This is a genomic window from Halobacillus sp. BBL2006, assembly GCF_000786645.1.
Lineage (GTDB): Bacteria > Bacillota > Bacilli > Bacillales > Halobacillaceae > Halobacillus.
Genome location: NZ_JRNX01000371.1, coordinates 1 through 2600 on the forward strand (window position 1 = coordinate 1; position 2600 = coordinate 2600).

Consider the following 2600-nt stretch of genomic DNA (forward strand, 5'->3'; position numbering starts at 1 on the left):
CAGGGGTGATTGGGAAGCTACTCGCTTTCCTGTGGGGGAGTGCCGAGCTTCCTAGGGATACCGCCCTGCGGGATCTCGCCTATCTCCTTCTTACGGGAGTCTCGCAGCTTCCCAACCACCCCATTCGATGTATGTGAGAAACGAACCCCTTTCCCCAGAAGGATTGTCTTCCACTATCACAGTGCTATAAGCATAAAGCGCTCTAGATCATGCTCTTACCATCGGAATGCCTGCCTTGGAAATTTATTTTCCTCCACATACCATAAAGTGTTGACTCCGACGTTGCGTCATAGCTTAGATTAAGAGTGAGGTGATCACCATGTACAAAGTGAAGGAGGTTGCAGAACTCGCTGATGTCAGTGTGCGCACACTGCATCACTATGATCATATAGGCCTGTTGAGTCCTGTGCGGTCAAGGGAGAATGGATACCGTGTGTACAGAGCAGAAGAATTGCCCCGCTTACAGCAAATCCTTTTCTTCAGAGAATTGGATTTTTCCCTTGATAAAATCAAGCGCATTTTAGATGATCCTGAGTTTGATCAAGAGCAAGCGTTGCACCGCCATAGAGACATTTTAATAAAAAAAAGAAATCGATTGGATCGAATCATCAATTCCGTAGAACAAACCATTCAATCACTGGAGGGAGGAAGGAAGATGTCTAATAAGGATCGTTTTGAACCTTTTGATAAAAGTGAAATCGAAGCCCACCAGAAGAAATATGAGAAGGAAGTTGAGGAAAGATGGGGAGATACTGACGCGTACAAAGAGTCTCAAAGGAAAACCGCTTCCTATACGAAAGAAGATTGGAAGAGAATCCAGAAGGAAGGGAATGAGATTGACCGTCGAATCATCGACAGGATGGACCAGGGTCCGGAAGATGCAGAAGTACAGCGGTTAATTGGGGAGAAGCGACAGCACATTTCGGACAATTTCTATCATTGTACACCGGAAATTTTCCGTGGACTGGCGGATATGTATGTGAACGATCCTCGGTTCACGAAGAATATCGATATGTTGAAAGAGGGGTATGCTGCATTTCTACAAAAAGCGATGCATGTATATTGCGATCGTTTAGAGCAATAAAAAAGGGCGCTAATCAGCCCTTTTTTATTTTTTATCTCGGTTGGCACACCAGCCCATTATGGACCTTTATGTAGCCATGTCTCAATATGTCAAAACCACTTTCATACATATATAATCCCATCTGTTCAACAGTCATGAGTTCACGATAGGTATGGTTCATCACATCAGCCATGACCCGATAATAGAGACGGGATCGTACTTGGTTTCTAGGAGTTGTTAGAATGGCATAGCCTCCTGGTTTCAAAAATCGACGGTGCCAATCAGCAACTTCATGTTTGTACTCATCAGGGAAATGCTCGAGTAAACCTACGGACAGGACGATATCAAATTCTTTTCCAAAATCCAGGTTTCGGATGTCATCTACAACATATTCGATATTCAATTCGTCCTTATAGACGACTGTGGAACCGCCTGTTCTAGGATTTTCCCCAAGGAATGGGTAGCTTTCCGGAAAGTCAGCGAACCTGGTTGTCTTACAATATTCATCGTAATCGACCATGACAATTTCCGCTCCGGGATACATTGCCCCAAGCTGCATCGCTTCATACCCTTCAGCAGCCCCCAGAAAGAGAATCCGAGGTTTTTTTAAATGGAGACCTTCAAACATCGCCCTCTTTCCACGCGGATCCCAAATACCATCCTGAATCCTGTGGGCATAGTTCCATAGTTGAAGCTTCACTATCTCTCCCAGGGCGGTTCTAATTTCCGTCGGTTTGAAGGTTCCAAGGCTTTTAAGGAAATTAGTCCTTGATTCTTTCATCTCTCCAGCGACATCCTTCACAAACCATTCGTGAAAGGCTTTATTAAAATAAGTCCAGGAAGTATGAGGATCCATATCCCTATTGTTCTGTTCTTCCCAATCGAGCCGTTCTTTTGAATTGGCTTTCACTTCATAAGGCTTGCCAATCGCTTTCCAAGAGAGCTGTGACCAGTCCCGAACCGTATTCAAGGTGATAAATCGATTGTACTCTTTCTCTGAAACCGTTCGTAAATCGACTTTAAATTGATTTTTCATAAAGCTTTGTCCAATGTCTTTCTCTGAATATGGTTTTTGCTCTGGCTTTCTAATCGTCTGTTCTTTTAACAAAACGACCCCACCTTAGTTGTCAGAATATTATAATTATAATTCACGTCAATAAAACTTACAAATTTTGGTGGGGGTTCATTTTCCAATAAGGGCACAATATTACAGTGGTGTAAAAAGGATGTAATGATTGAAATGCATTTGTTGTTGTCCTGTTATTGGCTTATTCGCTCTAGATGTTAAGGTGGGAATTGTAGTTTTAAAACAGAGCTCACCAACAAAACAACTTATGAGCAAGACTGTTTACTAAGGAGGCATTTAATCATGAAAAAGACAGTTTTTTCATTGGCGGCGGTCTCAACGATTATGGCAGCAACGACAGTTACAGCAAGTGCAGAAGAGATAGTAGTAGATAAAGGAGATACTCTATGGGGCATTGCTCAAGACAATGGAGTGTCCGTTGATCAAATAAAACAAGAAAACAATCTATCA

Annotated in this window: 3 protein-coding genes; 2 read left to right on the forward strand and 1 reads right to left on the reverse strand. The window is 42.6% G+C overall.

Annotated elements, in window-relative coordinates; genetic code table 11:
* Positions 1–319 precede the first annotated feature (319 nt).
* Positions 320–1084 (forward strand): MerR family transcriptional regulator, encoded by a 765-nt coding sequence (locus tag LD39_RS11595; protein ID WP_035546530.1) that lies wholly within the window; start codon positions 320–322, stop codon positions 1082–1084.
* Between the two features lie 31 nt (positions 1085–1115).
* On the opposite strand, the gene LD39_RS11600 is transcribed toward LD39_RS11595, so the two are convergent.
* The gene (locus LD39_RS11600; protein ID WP_231572564.1) at positions 1116–2171 is read right to left on the reverse strand and encodes a bifunctional 2-polyprenyl-6-hydroxyphenol methylase/3-demethylubiquinol 3-O-methyltransferase UbiG; all 1056 of its coding nucleotides are present in this window, start codon (positions 2169–2171) and stop codon (positions 1116–1118) included.
* Positions 2172–2474: 303 nt separating this feature from the next.
* Between LD39_RS11600 and LD39_RS11605 the strand changes: the two genes are divergently transcribed.
* On the forward strand, positions 2475–2600 hold a 126-nt coding region (locus LD39_RS11605; RefSeq protein WP_231572565.1), incomplete at its 3' end, for a LysM peptidoglycan-binding domain-containing protein.

What these genes read in the sequence shown, in the direction of transcription:
- LD39_RS11595 (WP_035546530.1), top strand. Translation starts at nt 320, where the DNA reads ATGTACAAAGTGAAGGAGGTTGCAGAACTCGCTGATGTCAGTGTGCGC.